At 52.8% G+C, this 19,484-nt stretch carries 23 protein-coding genes and 3 tRNA genes; 18 read left to right on the top strand and 8 right to left on the bottom strand.

Going from position 1 to position 19,484, the window contains the following annotated elements; genetic code table 11:
• Window positions 1-20 precede the first annotated feature (20 nt).
• The 4 genes from lysS (at window position 21) to FBF29_04140 (ending at window position 4,834) form a co-directional block, all read left to right on the top strand.
• The gene (lysS, locus tag FBF29_04155; GenBank protein ID QJU07856.1) at window positions 21-1,547 is read left to right on the top strand and encodes a lysine--tRNA ligase; all 1,527 of its coding nucleotides are present in this window, start codon (window positions 21-23) and stop codon (window positions 1,545-1,547) included.
• Window positions 1,548-1,622: 75 nt separating this feature from the next.
• Entirely contained in the window at window positions 1,623-1,994 is a 372-nt protein-coding gene (locus FBF29_04150) for a nucleotide pyrophosphohydrolase (protein ID QJU07855.1), read from the top strand.
• Between the two features lie 230 nt (window positions 1,995-2,224).
• The gene (locus FBF29_04145; GenBank protein QJU07854.1) at window positions 2,225-3,877 is read left to right on the top strand and encodes an MFS transporter; all 1,653 of its coding nucleotides are present in this window, start codon (window positions 2,225-2,227) and stop codon (window positions 3,875-3,877) included.
• Window positions 3,878-3,913: 36 nt separating this feature from the next.
• Window positions 3,914-4,834 (top strand): magnesium transporter CorA family protein, encoded by a 921-nt coding sequence (locus FBF29_04140; GenBank protein ID QJU07853.1) that lies wholly within the window; start codon window positions 3,914-3,916, stop codon window positions 4,832-4,834.
• A 363-nt stretch (window positions 4,835-5,197) separates the two neighbouring features.
• Here the strand turns inward: FBF29_04140 and FBF29_04135 are convergent, their stop codons facing one another.
• A complete protein-coding gene (locus tag FBF29_04135; protein QJU07852.1) occupies window positions 5,198-5,899 on the bottom strand; it encodes a hypothetical protein in 702 nt (233 codons plus the stop codon).
• Window positions 5,900-5,945: 46 nt separating this feature from the next.
• On the opposite strand from FBF29_04135, the gene FBF29_04130 reads away from it, so the two are divergent.
• Together FBF29_04130 and FBF29_04125 are read left to right on the top strand one after the other, a co-directional pair.
• Window positions 5,946-6,980, top strand: a complete 1,035-nt coding sequence (locus FBF29_04130) for a CBS domain-containing protein (GenBank protein QJU07851.1) — start codon at window positions 5,946-5,948, stop codon at window positions 6,978-6,980.
• 27 nt (window positions 6,981-7,007) lie between these two features.
• Window positions 7,008-7,865, top strand: coding sequence for a PH domain-containing protein (locus FBF29_04125; protein ID QJU07850.1), 858 nt, complete (start codon window positions 7,008-7,010; stop codon window positions 7,863-7,865).
• A 16-nt stretch (window positions 7,866-7,881) separates the two neighbouring features.
• Here the strand turns inward: FBF29_04125 and FBF29_04120 are convergent, their stop codons facing one another.
• Complete coding sequence (locus tag FBF29_04120) at window positions 7,882-8,283, bottom strand: type II secretion system protein (GenBank protein ID QJU07849.1); 402 nt, start codon at window positions 8,281-8,283, stop codon at window positions 7,882-7,884.
• A 78-nt stretch (window positions 8,284-8,361) separates the two neighbouring features.
• On the opposite strand from FBF29_04120, the gene recA reads away from it, so the two are divergent.
• The 3 genes from recA to FBF29_04105 are packed head-to-tail and all read left to right on the top strand — an operon-like array spanning window position 8,362 to window position 10,658.
• Window positions 8,362-9,432: a recombinase RecA gene (gene recA / locus FBF29_04115; protein QJU07848.1), complete on the top strand. Its 1,071-nt coding sequence runs from the start codon at window positions 8,362-8,364 to the stop codon at window positions 9,430-9,432.
• A complete protein-coding gene (locus FBF29_04110) occupies window positions 9,432-9,953 on the top strand; it encodes a 2'-5' RNA ligase family protein (GenBank protein QJU07847.1) in 522 nt (173 codons plus the stop codon). Before recA ends, FBF29_04110 begins: the two co-directional genes overlap by 1 nt.
• 45 nt (window positions 9,954-9,998) lie before the next feature.
• Window positions 9,999-10,658, top strand: a complete 660-nt coding sequence (locus tag FBF29_04105; GenBank protein ID QJU07846.1) for a hypothetical protein — start codon at window positions 9,999-10,001, stop codon at window positions 10,656-10,658.
• 11 nt (window positions 10,659-10,669) lie between these two features.
• Here FBF29_04105 and FBF29_04100 read toward each other — a convergent pair whose 3' ends face one another.
• Window positions 10,670-11,935, bottom strand: a complete 1,266-nt coding sequence (locus FBF29_04100) for a hypothetical protein (GenBank protein QJU07845.1) — start codon at window positions 11,933-11,935, stop codon at window positions 10,670-10,672.
• An 81-nt stretch (window positions 11,936-12,016) separates the two neighbouring features.
• On the opposite strand from FBF29_04100, the gene FBF29_04095 reads away from it, so the two are divergent.
• From FBF29_04095 to FBF29_04060, 8 genes are all read left to right on the top strand, one after another.
• Window positions 12,017-12,679, top strand: a complete 663-nt coding sequence (locus FBF29_04095; GenBank protein QJU07844.1) for a hypothetical protein — start codon at window positions 12,017-12,019, stop codon at window positions 12,677-12,679.
• Window positions 12,680-12,742: 63 nt separating this feature from the next.
• Entirely contained in the window at window positions 12,743-12,949 is a 207-nt protein-coding gene (locus tag FBF29_04090; protein ID QJU07843.1) for a hypothetical protein, read from the top strand.
• A gap of 153 nt (window positions 12,950-13,102) precedes the next feature.
• Window positions 13,103-13,465, top strand: a complete 363-nt coding sequence (locus FBF29_04085) for a hypothetical protein (protein ID QJU07842.1) — start codon at window positions 13,103-13,105, stop codon at window positions 13,463-13,465.
• Between the two features lie 67 nt (window positions 13,466-13,532).
• Window positions 13,533-13,608 (top strand) — tRNA-Met (locus FBF29_04080).
• Between the two features lie 28 nt (window positions 13,609-13,636).
• Window positions 13,637-13,840: a hypothetical protein gene (locus tag FBF29_04075; protein QJU07841.1), complete on the top strand. Its 204-nt coding sequence runs from the start codon at window positions 13,637-13,639 to the stop codon at window positions 13,838-13,840.
• Window positions 13,841-13,878: 38 nt separating this feature from the next.
• The gene (locus tag FBF29_04070) at window positions 13,879-14,652 is read left to right on the top strand and encodes a hypothetical protein (GenBank protein QJU07840.1); all 774 of its coding nucleotides are present in this window, start codon (window positions 13,879-13,881) and stop codon (window positions 14,650-14,652) included.
• 190 nt (window positions 14,653-14,842) lie between these two features.
• Entirely contained in the window at window positions 14,843-15,283 is a 441-nt protein-coding gene (locus FBF29_04065; GenBank protein ID QJU07839.1) for a hypothetical protein, read from the top strand.
• Between the two features lie 28 nt (window positions 15,284-15,311).
• Window positions 15,312-15,388: transfer RNA gene (locus FBF29_04060), tRNA-Met, on the top strand.
• A 61-nt stretch (window positions 15,389-15,449) separates the two neighbouring features.
• On the opposite strand, the gene FBF29_04055 is transcribed toward FBF29_04060, so the two are convergent.
• The 4 genes from FBF29_04055 to FBF29_04040 are packed head-to-tail and all read right to left on the bottom strand — an operon-like array spanning window position 15,450 to window position 18,184.
• Window positions 15,450-15,770 carry a divalent-cation tolerance protein CutA gene (locus FBF29_04055; protein QJU07838.1) on the bottom strand — a complete coding sequence of 107 codons (321 nt, stop codon included), beginning with the start codon at window positions 15,768-15,770 and terminating at the stop codon, window positions 15,450-15,452.
• Complete coding sequence (locus tag FBF29_04050) at window positions 15,770-17,146, bottom strand: FAD-binding protein (protein ID QJU07837.1); 1,377 nt, start codon at window positions 17,144-17,146, stop codon at window positions 15,770-15,772. The genes FBF29_04055 and FBF29_04050 overlap by 1 nt, the downstream gene beginning before the upstream one ends.
• A 7-nt stretch (window positions 17,147-17,153) precedes the next feature.
• Window positions 17,154-17,453, bottom strand: a complete 300-nt coding sequence (locus FBF29_04045) for a hypothetical protein (GenBank protein ID QJU07836.1) — start codon at window positions 17,451-17,453, stop codon at window positions 17,154-17,156.
• Entirely contained in the window at window positions 17,453-18,184 is a 732-nt protein-coding gene (locus FBF29_04040; protein ID QJU07835.1) for a hypothetical protein, read from the bottom strand. Before FBF29_04040 ends, FBF29_04045 begins: the two co-directional genes overlap by 1 nt.
• Window positions 18,185-18,621: 437 nt before the next feature.
• Here FBF29_04040 and FBF29_04035 point away from each other — a divergent pair.
• A tRNA-Met gene (locus FBF29_04035) sits at window positions 18,622-18,698 on the top strand.
• A 125-nt stretch (window positions 18,699-18,823) separates the two neighbouring features.
• Here the strand turns inward: FBF29_04035 and FBF29_04030 are convergent.
• Window positions 18,824-19,477 carry a hypothetical protein gene (locus FBF29_04030; GenBank protein ID QJU07834.1) on the bottom strand — a complete coding sequence of 218 codons (654 nt, stop codon included), beginning with the start codon at window positions 19,475-19,477 and terminating at the stop codon, window positions 18,824-18,826.
• Between the last annotated feature and the right edge of the window lie 7 nt (window positions 19,478-19,484).

Genomic DNA, 19,484 nt, shown 5'->3' with positions numbered 1-19,484 from the left:
CATGATGTATAATAACACATATGAAGTGGCTTGATGATATTGTCGATCAGTTTCGAAATATGGATAAAGAGGTGCTCGTTTCCTCAGGTGCATCGCCATCGGGCGTGTATCATGTGGGGCATTTGCGCGAAATCGTTATCGCTGACGCCGTAGTGCGGGCGCTGAAGCAAGCAGGCATTCGGGCGCGCCATGTTCACGTCTCGGATAATTTAGATGCTTTTCGCAAAGTGCCAGTTAATCTGCCAGCTAACTACGAACAGTACTTGGGTATGCCGCTCTGTACGGTACCATCACCAGATGATCAATATGATTCGTGGGGAGATTTTTGCCTGAAGCCATTTCTTGATAGTGCTAATAAAATTGGCATCACCATGGACGTAGTCTATGCCAGCGATAAATATCGCAGCGGGTTTTTTGTGCCGGCCATCGAGCGCTCGCTGAGCCGCATTGACAAAGCTAAGTCGGCCATCCAGGAGGTATCGGGTCGGCAGCTGGATGATCAGTGGTCGCCAATTCAGATCATGGAGCATGGTCGGCTAAAAAATCGCCGATTCATCAGCATGGATAGCGATGCTAAAACGATCACCTATCGTAGTCATGATGACTCGGAGCACACAGTTCGGTATGACGACGGGCAAGTAAAGTTGGATTGGCGGCTGGACTGGCCGGGGCGGTGGTGGCTACTCGGCGTTGATGTTGAGCCGTTTGGCCGTGATCATGCGACGAAGGGCGGCTCGTACGATACTGGTAAGCGGATTGCTCGTGAAGTTTATGATATTGATGCGCCAGTACCAGTGCCATATGAATTTATTAATCGCACTGGTGATACGAAAAAGATGAGCGCCAGCAAGGGTACTGGCGTGAACGCACACGACGTTGTTGATATGCTGCCACCTGAGGTAGTGCGCTACTTTATCCTTCGATATTCGCCAGCCAAGCGGTTGTATTTTGACGAGACCGATAGTCTAGTGCGGTTGGTTGACGACTTTGCAGCGATGAGGCAGCATCCGCAAAATGAACTTGATGAACGGTTGCTATTCTTGTGTACTGATGGGTTGAACCAGCCAGCGGTTAGTTCAGTTCCATTTTCGCATCTAGTTATTTCATATCAAGCGGCTCTGTGCGACACAGCAAAAACGGTGGAGATTTTGCGGCGTAGTGCGGAATATGCGGACATTGTTGATGAGGAAGAGATGGTGATTATCACCGAGCTAGACTACGTCAGTCGGTGGCTGGATCAGTGGGCACCTGAATCGCTGAAATTTCGCCTCGCAGACAAGGTAAATCCAGATGAGTTTTCAGCAGAAGAAAAAGAATACCTGCGGCAACTAGCTGACGATATTGCCGAGGCGCCAGCCGAAGCTGACGGCAATTGGTTCCATCAAGCGATTTACATCTACAAAGAAAGCGGTTTGCTGCCGCCGCGGGAACTATTCACCACCATCTATCGCGTATTAATCGGCAAAGATTCCGGCCCGCGCGCTGGCTGGTTCTTGTCGATCTTGCCAAGAGACTGGCTGGTTGAGCGGCTGCGGCTGGTCAAGTAAGAGTTTTGGCGAGGCTGGGTTGGGACTGAGCTATCAGTAGCACTATAAGACGTGACAATAGATAAAGGAGACAGCATGACATTTGAAGAAGTACAAAAGTTAGTAATGAGTCACGTCTGTGCTCGTCAGTGGGATAAGACGAAGGATTCACGTGGTTTAGCAATTTCGTTATCGTTGGAGGCCAATGAGTTGCTTGAATATTTTCAATGGAACGACACGCATATTGGCACAAAAGAAGATATGGCAAGCGAGCTGGCTGACATCATTATCTATGCGATTCAATTTGCCGACCGATTTGATGTCAATATTTCCGAAGCGGTTGCTGCAAAAATTGCTAAACTAGATGAAAAGTATCCAGTTGAAATTTTTGAGATCAAAGACAAAGCCGAACAAAATCGCCGCTTGCTAGAGGCTAAGAAAAATTATAAAAAGGATACGACGCTGTAAGGCCGCTACCGTAGAATATCATTGCGGCTGTTTTGCATTGTAAGTATCAGGACAGCTTGGGTCGATAGACTTCACGGCACGGTGTCACTTGCGGCAGCTCGGCTTGACACCCACCGCCCATCCGGCGTAAAATATTGCACTTGGGTGCATAGTGTAAATCATATTGGGTAGTTGAGAACTCTTACATTTATGGGCTACTGATACTTGAATAACATGAAAGGTAACAAACAATGCTACACGAATTATCGATCAGAAATAAATTAATCGTCATGAGTGCGGTGATGAGCGCACTGTTTTTGGTGGCGCTGGATCAAACGATTGTCTCGACGGCGCTGGCGGCGATTGTCAAGGAATTTAATAGCTTTTCGTCGCTTGGCTTCATCGTGACTGCTTACATGTTGACCACCACGGTGACCGTGCCGCTGGCTGGTAAGTTGAGCGACATGTATGGCCGCAAGCCGCTGTTACTCGCCGGAGTGAGTATCTTTACCATCGGCTCGCTACTGAGCGGCCTGGCGCCGACAGTCGAGTGGCTGATTGCGTGGCGGGCGCTGCAGGGCATCGGCGGCGGTATCATCACTGCAAACGCCTTTACCATTGTCGGCGACCTCTTTCCGCCAAAGGAACGTAGTAAATGGCAAGGACTGTTTGGTGCGGTCTTTGGGATGAGTTCAGTAGCCGGGCCGTTAATCGGTGGTTGGCTGACAGATGGTGTGTCGCTATTTGGCATGGTCAGTGATTGGCGCTGGACGTTCTTGATCAATGTGCCGATCGGCGTGATCGCTACCGTGCTCATCATTCGCTACTGCCCGCAGATCAAGCATGACCGCACGCACAAGCCCGATTACCTCGGCGCGCTGTTTATCACCATTGCTCTGGCGACACTGGTGCTGGCGGTAGACAACACAGAGATGATCTTTAAGGGACTAATCGAGCGTGGTGTTAGCCTAGTGCTGATTCAGGGTGTGCTGCTGACGATATCAGTACTGGCGGCGCTGGGCTTTATTGTGATTGAGCGGCGAGCCAAACAGCCGATTCTGCCGCTACGGTTCTTTGCCAATCGGACATATAGTTTGATTATGGCGGCGGCTAGCCTGTTTGGCGCGGCCTTTATGGGGGCAATTTTATATCTAACACAGTTTAACCAGCAGGTGTTTGGCGCCACTGCCTCGCAGGCTGGGCTGATGCTGCTACCGATGGTAGCGGGTATTATGACGAGCTCGATCACGGTTGGCCGGCTTGTCGCTCGGACTGGCAAATATAAGCGCTGGATCGTCGGTGGCTTTGGCGTGACGGCGGCCAGCGTGGCGGCCCTGACTATCTTGCAGCCTGAGTCGCCATACTGGCATGAGGCAGTGGTGATGGCGCTGGCCGGGCTGGGCTTGGGGGCGGCGATGCCGATCTTGACCTTGGTGGTGCAGAATGAGTTTACGCAAAAAGACCTCGGTGCGGCGACCTCCAGTGTGCAGCTATTTCGTGGGCTGGGTTCGACAATTGGTGCGGCCGTGTTCTCTGGCGTGCTGACTGCTGGCATTGTGGCGCATGTCGGTGATCCTAATCAGCTGCCATATATTCAGAGTTTACAGCGCTCACCGGCTGCCCAGCAGATGCTGTCCGGCGAATTGAATGCTGACGTGCTGCTACGGCTAAATGCTCAAAAAGAGACGATCGCTCAGGCGGCAGCTCAAGGATTTGAGCGCTTGCCAGCACCGGCCCAGACCCGGGCAAAACAGCAGTTTAACCAACAGCAGGAGGAATTTACCGATGTTATTCTCCACGCCTTTGCTGATGGGCTGCATCAGGTATTTTTGATCAGTTCGGGGCTGATGGTTGTCGCGATGATTATGGTAATGCCGGTTCGGGAAAAGCGACTGCGCGGCTAATTGCCAGAGTGGTATTTTTTGGGGTATAATTTTCTCATGACGGTGGGCTACTTTGAGCGGCGATGTATGGGTGATTCGTTGGGGCGAACGCATCAGTTTCATCGTGGCGTCTGGGCGCATGTCAGCGGCACGCTGCGCCCAAGCGAACTCGCCGAGCAGTTTGGCCTTGACGAAAATATCGTCCGTGACGCGGCCGATGTGCGCGAACTACCGCGGATGGAATATAGCGGCGGCATTGAGTACGTCTTTGTGCGGCTGCCGCTCGTTCGGGACGACGCTATAAAGACCGCGCCGCTGCTGGCTGCTGTATCGAAAACCCAGTTTGTGACGATTAATCCTGCTAATAATTTCTCGCCGCAAGCCGCTGAGCCGTTTCTCACGACCACGACCGACAAGCCCGGTGCGCTCCTCGCAGCGACTATCGCTTGTGTGGTGGCTGCGTATGAGCAGCAGATCCATGACCTTGCTGGTAATATCGCTGCGGCCCGGCACCGGCTGTCGCGCCATGAGGTAAAAAATGCTGACTTTATCGAGTTTGTAGCCATCGAAGATAGCCTCAACGAATTTCATTCAAGTCTCGAGGGCTTAGCCAGCGTGCTCGGCCAATTGGCGCTCAATCGCCGTGGTCTGTTCACGGTGCGCGACCTCGAGGCGCTGGGCGATCTGGTGCTGCACGTCAAGCAATTACTCGTCATGGTCGCCGCCAACAGCCAGACCATCACCAGCATCCATAACGCCTATTCAACCATCGCCAATAATGTCCTCAACCAGCGAATGAAAGTCTTGACCGCCATCACCATTCTCCTGGCGATCCCGAATGTGTTTTACGGTATGTACGGCATGAATATTGCCCTGCCGTTTCAGGGCGAGGCGTGGGCCTATCCGGTGATTACCGGGTTTACGGTGCTGCTCATCGGCATTGTATATATCTTCGCCAAGCGGCTGCGCTTGTTTTGAGGTTGGCATCAGGGGTCAGACCAGAGGTAGTTCCCGCTTGACGTTCGTATCAGTCTTTGCTATCATGGCTGATGTGTCTCGCGCCGAAGCATATCGCTGCTTATCATAAAGTGGGCAATAAAGGTCGAAGCGCGTGAGGCTGCACTAGTACAAAGGAGTACGAAACACATGCCAATAGCAATCAATGTTGTGTCGACCAGTCGGCGCAAAAAGGTCGCAGTGGATGTGGTGTCTGCCAAATGGCAAACATACATAGCACAATAAGTGCGCATGTCCTAAAAAGGGACGGCATAAAAATCACCCCACAGGCACCGGGGTGATTTTTGCATTGGGTTTGTTTCGGCCAGTGGTTTCGGCTTGAGGTTAGCTTTTTGCTTTATCAACTGCGACACCGGCTTTTTTCAGGGCGTCTTTGACGGCGTTTTCGATAGAGCTAGAGTCGGTTAGATTGAGCTTATTGCTGTTGATGAAAAAGGTTGGCGTGCCATCAATTTGTAACTGTCGCCCGACTGCCACGTCAAAGTCAATTTTCTTCGTAACAGCACCGGAGGCTAGGTCAGCATTGAATTTATCAACATTCAGGCCCAGCTGCTTGGCGTAGCCACTGAAGACGTCGGTGCGTTCTTTGGCACGGGCATTACTCCATGCGCCTTGGTTGGTGTAGAGCAAGTCGTGCATCTCCCAGAACTTGCCCTGCAGCCCAGCTGCCTCGGCGACCGCCGCCGCCGCTCGGGCGTTTGGATGGAGCGACGGGATTGGATAATTACGAAAGACCAGCGCGACGTGATCCTTGTATTTCTCGGCCACGCGCTTGGCTTCTGGTGCAGCAGTGCGGCAGCCTGGGCACTGGTAGTCGCCGTATTCGATCATCAAGACTTTGCCATTGGTGTTGCCGATAGTGTGCTCACCGATGTCGCCAGTACGTGCTTCGGCTGGCATAACGCGCAGGGCGGCGTCGCGCGAGATATCACTGACATTCAAGCGATTCTGTGTTGACAAATAAATCATACCGCCGACGATAGCCGCGACAACGATTGCAAAGATAGCCCAGGTTTTTCCGTTCATACTTCCTCCAAATTAACTCTGGCTATTATAGCATAAAAAGTATACAATGAACAGCATGAGCGATATTTTGCTAGGAATCCTGTATGCCGTAATCCTCGTGCTGCTGCTCATCGTGATGGGTGTCCATCCGCAGGCCTCGTCACACAGTAAGTTTGAGCTGCAGCGGCGAGCGCGCCGTGGTGATCAGGATGCGCAGCATTTGTTGAAGCGACATGCGCTGATGCGGGATATTTTTTCGCTGCAGCGGGTGATCGCAGCGGTGCTGCTGGTGACGCTCAGTGTCATCGGTGTGGAGTTGTTTCATTGGCTACTGGGTATTATTATCTCGCTAGTGATCGCATTGGAGATAGGAGCAGTGGCGCGGATTTCATTATGGCAGCAATATTCCCAGCGGCTCTACGAGCGGTATGAGGGGCGAATTTTGGCGCTGATCGAGAAATTTCCGACGTTGTTTGCAATGATTCGCTCGGTGGCGCCGATGCCCAATGACGGCTATGATATTGAGTCAAAAGAAGAGCTCGTCACTATGGTCGAGCAGGCGGGCGAGGCGCTCAGTCGGGACGAGAAAAAGATGGTCATCGGTGTATTGTCGTTTGATACGGTGCCAGTCAAGGAAGTGATGACGCCGCGTAGCGTGATTGATACGGTGGATCAGGACGAGGTATTGGGGCCACTGGTGCTGGACGCGCTGCACAAGACCGGGCATAGCCGCTTTCCGGTGACCAAGGGCGATATTGATCATATAGTGGGGATGCTATATATTCAGGATTTATTGACAATTAACCGTTCGTCGACGAGCAAGCGGGCACGAACCGTCATGGAGAAAAAGGTGTATTACATCCGCGAGGATCAGACATTGCAACACGCGCTGGCGGCGTTTCTGCGAGTGCGGCATCACTTGTTCATCGTGGTGAATGAGTTTCGCGAGACGGTTGGTATCGTCAGCCTGGAGGACGTGCTTGAGCGGATACTGGGACATAAGATTGTTGATGAGTTTGATGCGCACGAGGATCTGCGGCGGGTGGCGCAACGTAATCCACGCCATAACAATCGGACAAAACATGTCCGTGACGTCGCATAATCCGGCCGATATGCTATACTAGAACTAATGAATCCGAACCAGACTAACCCCGAGCCTGATTATACCCAGCCGGTTGCGTATGATTCTGACGGTCGGCCGCTGTATCATCATCCGCCGGCTGACGTGACACCGCCACCGGTGACGACTGCACCGCCAATCGAGCCACAGCCAACCTCGCACGTCACCATCCAGCCAGAGATGATCGAGGGGCAGAATTTCAATCCACAGATTCGTGCCCAATACGCTAACGAACCAAATGTTGTTCATGCTGCGCGGCCGATTGAGCCGACCGTTCCCGCAGTCAGCCCAGAGACCAAGGCGCGTCACGACCAGTCCGTTCGTGATTATCCGCAGCTCAATCTCAGTGAGGGCGAGTATGTCATCCTCGACATCAAGCGTCACCCGATTGGTATGGTTATTCCTACAGCCATCACCCTCCTGTTGGTCGTGGTGTTGCTGGTATTTGCGGCCTCATTCTCGTCGCTAACCGCTAATATTCCGCTGTTTCCGGCGGTGAATCCGGGGGCAGTGCTGGGTATCGCGCTACTGCTCGTTGCCTTGGTGGTGCTGGGCGGCGCGATCACTCTGTGGGTGTATCTACAGAATCACTTTTTCATGACTAATGAAAGCGTCATCCAGGAAATCCAACAGAGCCTCTTCGTTCGGCACGAGCAGACAGTGAGCCTCGGTAGCATTGAGGACGCCAGCTTTTTCCAGGCCGGCATCGCCCAGACGATCTTTAACTACGGCACCATTCGCCTCAGTACTGAGGGTGAGGAGACGACTTATATTTTTCATTACGTGGCCAATCCCAAGCACCAAGTGGCCATCCTCAACAATGCCATCGAGGCTTTCAAGAATGGCCGGCCAGTCTGTTACGATTAGTTTGGTCACGATTTAGTTATTTGTGGCGGCTGTCTTTGACGAAGTCTGCCTCACCATCAAGCATGGCTCTGAGCGAATATGATTTACATTTACCGCTGTGGCAATTAGTCGGCTCGTAGCGATAGGCGCTGCCATTGTCGCCAAGCTTTTTACCACTCGGATCCTTGAGTAATTCCTTGTCCATGGTCGGTAGTGTCTCGTCGGTAATTTTTTCCGGATAAGAGCCGTGCTGCTTGTAATAGGCTTCTTCGAGGCTATAATGCATGGCATTAATAGCGGTTTTTTTCCGGTCGTTTTGGTGCTCGCGTTGGATCGTCACTAGCTGGGTGAACGCCACCGCCGTGGCTACACCGAGAAATATAATCGCTACCAACACCTCGATCACCGTAAAGCCTGCTTGTCGTTTCATGTTGTCCATTATAGCAAAGTTTCACCGCTCGCGGTAGGCGCTTGATTTATGGTATACTATACAGCATAAGATAACGGAGGGAGAGGTATGGCTAGCACAGCGAAAACCGATGACAAACATCAAACAGACGCCGCAACTGGTACAGCTCAGGCACCAGAAAAGAAGGTTGATGACGGGAAATTAAAAGCGCTGGGCCTGGCCATGGATCAAATCACCAAACAGTTTGGCGATGGCTCCATCATGAAACTCGGCGAGGCGCACAAAGTTGACGTTGAAGTGATTCCGTCGGGTTCGCTAAGCCTCGATTTGGCGCTAGGCGGCGGCTATCCAAAGGGTCGCATCATTGAAATTTACGGCCCCGAGAGTTCGGGTAAGACAACTCTGACACTGCACGCTATCGCCGAAATCCAAAAGCAGGGCGGCACAGCAGCCTTTATCGACGCTGAGCACGCACTTGACCCGAGCTATGCCAAGCGTTTGGGTGTGGATACCGAAAATCTGTTGGTATCGCAACCAGACAACGGTGAGCAGGCTTTGGAGATTACTGAAACCTTGGTGCGCTCAAATGCCGTGGATCTGATTGTGGTGGACTCAGTGGCGGCATTGACACCGCAAGCAGAAATTGATGGTGATATGGGCGATTCGCACATGGGTCTGCAGGCACGGCTGATGAGCCAGGCGCTGCGTAAACTAACTGGTATCATCAACAAGTCGAAAGCGACGGTGATTTTCATCAACCAGATTCGCATGAAGATTGGCGTGATGTTTGGCAATCCTGAGACCACGACGGGTGGTAACGCGTTGAAGTTTTACGCCTCGCAGCGGGTGGATATTCGCCGGATTGGGCAGATCAAGGTTGGCGATGACATCCTCGGTAACCGCACCAAGATCAAGGTGGTGAAAAATAAGATTGCGCCGCCATTTCGCATCGCTGAGTTTGACATTATGTATAATGAAGGTATTTCTAAAACTGGTGATATTCTGGATTTGGCAGCTACACATGGTATCATAGAAAAGTCAGGTGCCTTTTACAAGTATAACGGCGAGACCATTGGTCAAGGCCGTGATAAAACTAAGTTGTATCTGAAAGAAAATCCTGAGGTTCTGGCGGAAATTGACCAGAAGGTTCGGGAGAAAGTAAAAGAAGGAGAAAACTAGTGCGCGCAGCAGAAACCGCATATCCAGTCGAAAAACATATGGCATCAGTCAGCCTCGTCTTTGATAATGAGCAGAATGCGTATCTTCGGGACTTGTCAGAAACAATGAATCTTGACTTTGGTGAGTTTATCCCACATGTGACATTGATTAACGTGACTGAGCAAGATATGCCACGCCTCAAGGCGGCCGCTGCGGCGCTGCCGGTCCTCGGGAGGTTGGTGCTTGATGGAGTCAACTTCCTGCCAGATAAGGCGGGCTGTGTTTGGGTGGAGCTGCGCACGCAGAAAACTGCCTGGATGGTTGAGGCGCGCCAGCAATTACTCGCGGCACTGGATGGTATTCACCCAGGGCTGGATGTTGATGGGTTCCGCCCGCACATCACGCTTGGTTGCGTCGAGGCCGGTACGCTGGACGACGTTAATATGAGCGCTATTCCAGGGCAACTACCGGTCATCACTGAGCCGCGTGCCGCTGCTTGCTACAACGGCGTGCACGGTAAGGTTGTCGAAGTAGTCGAGTAGCCTCTGCCAGTAGCGAGCTCACCGTCTTCGCGTTATAATATTTTTATGAAAATCACTGACATCTCGCTTCAGGCTCGTGATAAAAACCGCGTTAACGTGAGTGTCGACGGCGAGTATCGCTTTAGCCTCGATGTCTTTCAGGTGGGCGAGCTGGGGATTAAAGTTGGGCGCGAATATACCGACGACGAATTGACAGCACTGGAGAACGAGAGTCAGTTTGGTAAGTTGTACGCGCGCGCTATGGAGTATTGCTTGGCGCGGCCGCGCTCGGTTAAAGAAGTGCGCGATTATTTGTGGCGTAAAACCAGGCCGACCAAAAAGCGCTCGCCAAAGACTGGTGAAATTACTGAGCGTCCAGGCGTGAAACCGGAAATTACCGAGCGGGTGCTGGCGCGGCTGATTGAAAAAAAATACCTCGATGATGAGAAGTTTGCGCGCTTTTGGCTGGAACATCGTTTTTTACAGAAAGGCACTAGTGTCAGGCGGCTAAAATTGGAACTAGCGCAAAAGGGGATTGACCGCGAGACGATAGAACAGTTAGTTAGCGAAAATATCCGCTCCGACGACGAGGAGCTGCAAAAAATTATCGCTAAAAAACGCCACAAATACGCCGGCGCTCAACAAAAATTTATGGCGTATCTGGCCCGTCAGGGATTTTCGTATGATGATATCCGGGCGGCGCTTGGTGGTGAGCCTGACGAGTAGGCGAACCGTGATCAGGCGCTGCGACCTAATTGCTCGCGCAGCCACCCGTCGATTGTCCCGGCACCCATACCGAGTACCAGCGCGCCGCGCGCTCGTTGCTGTTCAATCGTGTGCCATAGCGCCTCGTCTAGCTGCGCGATATGTACCTTGTCCGTTGTCAATTGGCGCGTCAATTCCTCCGGTGTCAGCACCGGCAGGTTTGGGTCTTCGCGGGTCAAATACGTCGGCAGCCAATATATCTCGTCAGCATGCATGAAAAGCTCATCAGTGTAGCGTTCACGAACTTCGTGCTGGCGAATATTTTGGTGTGGCTGGTAGACGAGCACCACGCGGTCATTTAGCTCATGAGCCAGCTGCAGCGTAGCGGCAATCTCCGACGGATGATGGCCGTAGTCGGTGTAGAGATTGTCAGCTAGCTTCTCAAAGCGCCGGCCGGTACCCGGAAAGGTGTTGAGTGCCGTGATAATCGCCTCAGTCTCAATCTCAAGGGCAGCCGCCTCTCGCACCGTCATCACCGCCCGTGCTGCCAGCGTGCCGTTATGCCGGTTGTGTTCGCCAGCCAGCGTTGTCTGGGGATCAGTCTGCTCAAGCACTGTTACGTTGGCCGGAGTAAATACGTCAGCGTCCTCTCGCCACGCGACCACCCGCGTCGACTGCTCGCCAAATTGCCGAAACGCCGCTCGGTAATCATCTGGCGTCGGAAAGGTGTCGGGATGGTCATAATCGACTGCGGTAATGAGGCTCAGCCACGGCGAAAAGTGAAGGAAATTACGATCAAACTCGTCGCATTCATACACCAAAAACTGACTGGCCGGATCAAACCGACCGCTCGGGCCAAAACTAAGCGTCGAGCCAACTAGGTAGCTCACCGGCACGCCGAGCTGCTGCAGGGTCCACACCAACATACCGGTCGTCGTCGTCTTGCCGTGCGTACCGGTGACGGCGATGAGCTTGAGCTGCTTGTCGGCGATAATCTGAGCGAGTAGCTCGTCACGCTTGCTGGTGCGAATCCCTAGCTGCCTGGCCAGTACCAACTCTGGATGATCCGCTGGCAAGGCCGCCGTATACACGAACCAGTCAAAGGGTGCCTGCTGATGTTCGCTATGTAAAAACTCGCCTGACTGGTCAAACGACACGGTGATCCCATCCCGTCTGAGTGCCTCCGTCATCAAGCCGGCCGCTCGGTCAGAGCCACAGACTTCGTGTCCAGCGCCGATGGCCATTTCTGCCAGTGGCCCAATCGCCACGCCACCAATTCCCGAAAAATAAATTCTCATAGCGTCATTATACCACTGACGCTAGCCCCGTGTCGCATTCACCCAGTATCTTTGGTATAATGGACTTGAGAAAGGTGGGGAATGGCAGATAAGCGAGGCACGCGTCGGGCGATCCGGCGGCTGGAAGAAATCAAGACATGGCAGCTGGTCATTTTGCTGGTGATGGCGTCGTTTGTTAGTGCGACATTCCTCAGGCTAAATAATATTGGCATGATCGAGCGCCGTGACGCCGTCATTAACGCCGACAAGGAGGGCGACGAGGGCGCGCTGGAGCGGCGGGTGTACGACTTGCAGCGCTACGTGGTCGCGCACATGAACGCCGATCCGGGACGCATCGCTCTGGAGCACTCGTACAAGCGGGCCTACGAGGCGGCCTGGAAAGAGTTTGAGTCAAAGTCGGCCTCTCGTTCCAGCAACGACACGGTCGCCAAAGTCCGCCAAGTGTGTGACGCTCGAGCACAGGCTGGCGGTTGGGGGCGATTTTATGCTACGGCCGACCCGCGCTACGTCAGCTGTATCAATGATGAATGGGCGAAGTACCCGGCTGCTTCGTCGCTTGACCTCAAATTTACACCGCCATCCACCGCGCCGTATTATCAGACATTTGTGCCGCCGCTCTGGTCATCGGACTTGGCGGGCTGGTCATTGGTGGTAACAGGGGTAATTGTGCTGATTATCATTGCTCGACTGGTGGCTTTGGCGGTATTGAAACTGCTGCTTCGATATCGTCAAAAACCGCTTTAGGCTTGACAGGGGTCAACAGAGGCGCTAATCTAGAATAGTATAATACTAACAGGAGGTATACGAATGGCTTATAAGCACACAAACTCAAAAGGCATTACATACTACTTGCATAAAACCGAAGTCACGCTGCGCGGTGGCAAAACGCAGACGATTTATTTTTTCGCCAAGGTTGAAAAGAACGCCAAGGGCGAGCCATGCGACTTGCCAGATGATCGGATCGTTACCGAAAATCCACGCAACGGCTTCTTGACGATCAAAAAGAAGAAATAAGCACTTGCATTATACACCTGGTTACCAGTACAATAGTATCAAACAAACAGGTGCCTCAAAGACTCTCGCTCATGCGGGAGTCTTTTTGTGGTGAGGGGGCTATGGAGCCAAGATAGTATTGCTTTTATGAGTAAAATGTGATATTTACTAATTATGAGTGAACTGTTGCAGACTGGTGAGCGGGGCCGTGAACTAACTGATGCGGAGTGGAAAAGGGTTGATGAACTTGTCGATAAAACAGGCTGTTCATATTATGGAGCGCGATGGGCACTTGGGCTTAAACCGCCGGCTGATCAGAACGCCCATGCGGTTGATGAGCGACTATCTGATCAGAATATCCCCGCGGATAAGAAGCCACGATCTCGCAAACGCAGTTATTTTGCAGCGTTTGATACACGCACGCAACAAGCCCATGACGCATCAGGACAGGGCCCGTTAACCGAGGAACAAAAACAGACAAATAGGGACGGAATTGTAATGGCGCGCGCTGCATTCAGGAAGGCGCGAGCGGCTTGACGGTCGGTAGTGGGGGGAATTGACGGCACTTCTCACTTGGCCGCTTTTACGGTATAATATCGCTCATGGGGGTGTAGCTCAGCGGTTAGAGCAGCGGGCTCATAACCTGTTGGTCGCTGGTTCGATCCCAGCCACCCCCACCACGAAATCACCCAAGTAAATGGAGGTAATATGGAGGATCCGAAGCTTCCAGAGACAGATCATATTAGTGCTGGTGGTGTTGATTTCAGCGATGCTCTGTGGGCGCTCGTAGAACGTGGAGCTACTGAAGAAAGCGCCACGCGTATTCTTTGGGATGCTATTGAGGATGGAGAGCTAGATATTGATAGTAGCGGCACACTGTCTATTCCTAAGCAATTGACAGGAGATGATTAAGAAAGAGAAAAATCAGCGTTCATTTGATATACACAACGATGCACCTGAGAACAAACTTGCAATGGGCAGAACGCCCGTTTGGTGACCCAGAGCGCCCGTTTAGTCGAGAACGAAGTCTCGTGGCTGCGCTCGATGTTGAGTGGACAAAGAATTTCCGGGTTCGGGGAGCATCAAAACCGTTTTGCTACTCGTGGTCCATCATTGACCTTGCACATTTTGATTCGCTGGAGGATCAGAGCCTACTTGAATTTGGGTTCAAGTCAGTCTATCTAGAATCAGAAGACGAGGTGCCGCGGCTTCTGGAGATGATCGAGCTAGATATCGCTTCCTTGCGGACATTATCCAGCGTGACCTTTGCAGGCCACCAACTCTGTGCCGATTTGTCAGTACTGAAACGGTCGTCGCCAATTGCGACGGAACAGGTGGATTGGCTATACGACAAGTGGAGAGAGCGGCGGCAAAACCAGGCGGTAATTGATACGAGGTACGATGTCGATCGTCTGACGCCGATAGCCAGTCGGCGCCTCGTCGATGTGGCTGAGGATCTTGGGCTTGACGTGACGCAGCCAGAGCTCGCGAAGGGCTCGATGACTAAGCTACACAAAACCTACCTCGAAACACATCAGGCGGATATCTTTGAAAAGCTTGCCGTACTCAATCTTCGCCACAGCTTATCGACGGCGCTCATTGCCGCCATATATCTCGATGCTGCGGTGCCACGTCCCTTGAATGTTAACAACCTCCTGAGCGACCATCTGGCATGTGAGTTTGACTATGTGAATTCTTCCGAGTTTATGGAACTAGTGCACTGAGTTTACTACAGGCGGTCGGAATGGACTGGTAATTTCGCTAGATTGCTACTAGCCCCCCTACCGCTTGGCCCTTACTAATGTTTAGCCATTTATGCTATGATCACCCAGTAAAATCATCTGCAGATCCGCCCATCTTGACTAACCCCGCCCGACCCCTCATAATATAGCCATACCTTCTGATAAAACCAACATGAACACGCTGAAACTCAAACGATTTTGGTACCACGTGCGTCACGATTATTTGACGCTGAATAATGTTGTGGTTGCGGCGGCGGCGCTGATCGCGCTGAGTTGGGCGTGGGGGTCGATTGAATCGATGCAGCGCAATTATGAATTGCAGCAGATGGTCGATCAAAAAAAGTACCAGCTGACGGTCGAGAAATTGCGCACTGAACTGTTGGCATATGAATCAAAATATTATGAAAGTGACGAATACCTCGATCTCGCAGTGCGCCAGCGCCTGGGCCGTGGCTCGCCTGGCGAAAAGTTGCTGATCGTGCCGTCAACCGACGCGGCCAAGCAGCAACCGACTGCCCATAATACGCCGCAAAAGCAACCGACCAGTAACTTCCAGCAGTGGATCAATTTCCTCTTTGGTGCGCGGCGGACGAGTCAGAACTTGCAAAAATAATTCGTGTTTGCTAAGATGGACAATGTGCCGCGGGGTAGAGCAGCCTGGTAGCTCGTTTGGCTCATAACCAAAAGGTCGTAGGTTCAAATCCTACCCCCGCAACCATGTTTATTGATTTTTCGGCCTCATGAGTTGAGGTCGTTTTTAATATCCTTAGCGTATTGATCTACCGACAAGTTTCGTCGATCCAGTCAAGATACGGCTGTGATCCAGCAGTGATATCAAATGAGATTATCTCTGCCACGTCATAGCTATGGAGTGACCTGACTACTCTTTCAATTGCTGCGAAGTCATCTTTGCGCGACTTGATAAGCATCAAGATCTCTGCATCGCATTCAAATTTTCCTTGCCAAGTGTAGGTTGACTGAACCGGCAGCAGCTGCACGCACGCGGCCAGTTTTTGCTCGACGAGGGCCTTGGCGATGTTCTTCGCTTCACTCTCTTTTCCTACTGATACCATGGTCATGGAGTATTTACTCCTTACCATCACGCTGCCAATTTCCCCGCCGCAATACGCACCGCCTCTGACCAGGCAACGAAGCAGTTTGGCGTGCTCATCAGTTGTTTGGCGGTCAGGCCGTGGCGGATGGCGAGGCTGAGGCCAGTCATCAAGTCGCTAGCGCCCGGTGCAACGATGGTGGCGCCGAGCAGGACGCCTTTTTTGTCGCTGATCAATTTGACGAACCCACTGCGTCGGTCGGTGATGTTGCTGCGAGCGGTCAAGGTCAGTGGCGCAAGGGCAATACTTACTTTCAAATCACGGCGCAGACAGTCGTCCTCGTCTAGTCCCGTTCGGGCGATCTGCGGGTCGGTGAATGCGATCGTCAAGCGCGGTGTATCGTCAAGCGCGATGAAATTACGGTGTAGTAGGTTATGTGCAGCGGTGCGGCTATGGCTGAGAATGGTATGTGTCTGCGCCTGAAGGTCGACGACGCTACCGGCCGCAAAGATGTGCCGTGCCGAAGTCTGCATCGCTTCGCTGACTTGAATGCCATGTTCGGTATATGCTACGCCCGCATTTTCTAGGCCAATGTCAGTTGTCGGCAAGCGGTCATCGGCGATGAGGATCTCGTCAACACGCACTGAATGCTGCTGGCCACCACGAGCGTAGGTGACGCGCTTTGCGATACCGTCTTTCTGGACGGCGACCAGCTTTGTCTGGGTGAGGATGTTCATGCCGCGCTGTGCCTTGGCATCAGCGGCGATCAGCTCGCCAACTTCTTGATCAAACTCGGGCAAGATGCGTCCGGCAGTTTCGGCGACATACACTTTGCTGCCAAAAGTCGAGAACAAATATGCCAGCTCCATCACCGTTGTGCCAGAGCCAACAACGAACAGTGTTTTGGGCGGGCGCTTGAGCGAGAGGATGGTTTGCGGTGTGTGATAAGCCACTTCGTCGAGGCCCGGGATGTGATCATCGCGCCAGGTTGAGCCGCTAGCGATCAGGAATTTGCGCGCGGATAGGTGGCGGCGGCTGACGGTAATCTCGTTGGGACTGAGAAAGTGGGCGCTGCCGGTAAAGACGCTGATGCCTTGTTTCTCGTAGTAACTGCGGTTGCCGCCGGTGCCAGTGCGCTTGATGGCGGTGTCTTTCCAGGCGAGCAGCGACGGATAATTATAGCCGACTGTGCTGGTGCGCAGGCCAAACTTGGCCGCTGTTTTGGCCTCGTGATAGACGTCAGCGGTATAGAGTAGGGCGCCAGTCGGAATGTCGCCCCAGTTTGGGGATTCGCCGCCAAAGGTACCGCGCTCAATGATGGCGACTTTCTTGCCAGCGCGCGCCAAGATGGTTGCGGCCGGTGAACCGCCAGCACCGCTGCCGATAACAATTACATCATAGTCAAAAGTTGGTTTTTGTGCCATGTGCCCCCTACATGATCGTCTTATGGTGTTGATAAACAAATGCTGCGTCGGTGTGTAGTTTCTGTAGCAGCTGCGTCGCGCGGTGTCGGATGTCGTTTGTGGTAATTTCTGGTCGGGTCTCACACCAGCTCATCACGCCGAGGGTGACTGACTTGGCGATGTCATCAGCTTGGCCTTCGGGTGTGCGGATACTCAGGCAGGTCGCCATGATAGAGTGGTGGAGTTTTGTCGGATCAAACTCTTCGCTTGGTCGCTTGCCGCGCTTGACAACATCAATAATTGGTCGGTTTGGGTGCCCTTCTGACATCAAAAACCTCCGTAGCTGACGATGCCAAGTACTCGATCAACGAATAAAAAGCCGCCCAAGATGATCAAGCTGCCGCCAGCTGTAAATTGTAAGAAACGTTTATGCGCCATCCGCCACTGTTGTAGACGGGCGAGGGAATGGCCGCTACCGACCAGCACCAAGACGACGACCAGTGATAGCAGCGATATGACGACGTAGAGGGCGATGGCGATAAGGCGCCACTCGGTTGATGGTAATAGGACCGTTGCTAGTCCCGCCGCCGCCATCGGCCCAATGATGAATAGTAATTCAGCTACCACGCTCGCCATCCCGAGACTAAAGGCCTCGGCGCTGTGACGCGTTGTTTTTGAGCGCTTTGATAGGTAGGTCGCGAAGCTGCGCGGCAACCACAAGGCCGTGCCCCCACCCCGTCGGTAGTACACTGCCCAAGTCGCCACGCCCAGTCCAACCATCAGCCCGCAGACGATGGCCGCCACCAGTTGCTCGGCCTGAGCGGCGTGATGAATGACCAGCGACAGATAGTAGACGATCGCTGATATCAGCAGCGCTGTCAGCACCAACACTCCACACACGAATCCATTCATCAGTCGCAATACTTTCCGGCGGGCGGTTTGCTTGCCGAGGGAATGGCCGCTGAGCAGGGTCAAGACGCTGACGCTGAGCTGAAAACTAGCGTGGATCAGTGCCGAGAAGGCGACGATGGCGAGTGATGAAATAATAGCCGGGGTCATGTTTGTGTAAAATCCTCTCCCTCCAGTTTATCACAAGCGGTTTGGCGAGGGAAGCCGATAGGTGATGTCGAGCGAGCGATTACGTGAGCTGTCATACTATTGCACTTATGTCAAATGTGTGCTATAGTAAAGTCACGGTTTAACAAACACAGAAAGGCAACAACATGGATATCACTGAGCACGAGCTCGGGCAGTTTTTAGATGCGGTCAATAACGACCAGCTACGGACATGGCAGCGCTGGCGGACGTGCGAGGAGCTACGTTCGTTGGTGATGCGGCGACTGGAGCTGCTGGACGAAGAAGGCGTGGAGCTGGCAGCTTAGCTCTGTGGCAGTACGGATCGGCCTTTGTTTGGGTAGCAGTTTGGTCTCATCTGACAGATAGGCTTTCGAGGCGGTTGAGATTTTGCGCCTCGTTTGGTACAATTGGTGACGTGTGGCACCGTAGCTCAGCTGGTTAGAGCGCAGGACTCATAAGCCTGAGGTCGGTGGTTCGGGTCCACCCGGTGCTACCAGAATTGTTTTTATCCGCGGTTTGTATAGACCGCGGTATTTTAATATGTGGATGACACATTGCGCACTCTATTGCAAGAGTTGACGATATGATGATATACTTGTGAAAATAATACTTAGAGTTGGCTCACGATATCTCACGTATCATCTGGGCGATTGCTCGGGCAAATCGCTCGTGACCCGCTGCTGTCCAGTGCAGCCCATCTACACCAGCTTCGGCACATACGTTAGCATCGAAAAACGCAACGTTGTGTTTAGTAGTATAGATTCGGATTTTTTCAGGCAGTGCAGCTAGTGTCGCCACGGCTGCCTCGTTAAAGTGCCACGCCGATCGCGGTACGATTGCCTCGTTGAACAGCCCAGCAGGGTCTGGAATGAGCGGCGCAACCAGCAGCGGCGTGACGTCTGATTCGTGACAATACGTGACGTAGTGCGCCAGTGCCGTCACGATCGCCTCAACTGGTCGCTGGTGGTAGAGCTGAGCATCATTTGTTCCCAGCATGATGATGACGATGTCGGGCTGATGACTGGCCAGGCACGGCGGAAAATACGTCCAGCCATTTCTTGACGGCTTGGCTGGGTTGGGATGATCAAGGTCAGTCCGCCGACCGCCTAGCCCCTCCTCGATGACATAATATTGGCGTGCCTCGTCCGCTAGCAGCGCCCCCAGTCGCCGCGGCCAGCGCACTGACTCGTCATATCGCGTGTTCGTATCGGGCCGCTGCCCAAAGGTGTTGGAATCACCAAAGCAGAGGATGGTTATCTCGTTCTTTTTATCCATAAAAATA

It is taken from the genome of Candidatus Saccharibacteria bacterium oral taxon 488 (assembly GCA_013099015.1).
Classification (GTDB): Bacteria; Patescibacteriota; Saccharimonadia; order Saccharimonadales; family Saccharimonadaceae; genus Nanosynbacter.
Note: the sequence above shows the minus strand (reverse complement) of the source record. Positions and strands in the feature narration are given on the sequence as shown.